Here is a 573-nt window from a genome sequence, read left to right on the forward strand (position 1 = left end):
ACGGTGATCTCCAGGTACTTGTGCGAGGCCTCGTGGAGGATGAGGTCCTCCACCTCCTTGCGGTACGCGACATAGCGCTCCGCCTTGGCGGCCTGGCGCTTGAGGAAGGCGAGGCTGCGCTGGATCTCGGAGACGATGTCCCCCACGCGGAGCAGGTTCTGCCGCGTCTGGTCCATCTTCTGCTCGGCCTGCTTCTTCCTGGCCTTGTACTTCGTGATGCCGGCCGCCTCCTCGATGAGCATGCGCCGGTCCTCCGGGCGCGCGGAGACGCTGAGCCCGATCTTGCCCTGCTCGACGATCGAGTAGGCCTTCGTGCCGACGCCGGTGCCGAGGAACAGGTCGGTCACGTCCTTGAGCCGGACCTGGGTCTTGTTGATGAGGTACTCGCTCGTCCCGTCGCGGTAGAGCCGCCGGGTGACCGCGATCTCCGCGTAATCCCGGTACTCAAGCGGGAGCTGCGAGGCCGCCGTGGGCTCGCTGTTGTCGAAGGTGAGCGTCACCTCGGCCATCCCGTGCTGCGGGCGGGTCTCGGAGCCGTTGAAGATGACGTCCGACATCGACTTGCCGCGGAGG

1 pseudogene is annotated in these 573 nt (G+C 66.5%); it reads right to left on the reverse strand.

Annotated elements, in window-relative coordinates:
- A pseudogene (locus BN4575_RS22705) lies at positions 1-573 on the reverse strand (hypothetical protein); the annotation flags it as partial.

It is taken from the genome of Aeromonas sp. EERV15 (genome assembly GCF_900079845.1).
GTDB lineage: Bacteria > Pseudomonadota > Gammaproteobacteria > Enterobacterales > Aeromonadaceae > Aeromonas > Aeromonas sobria.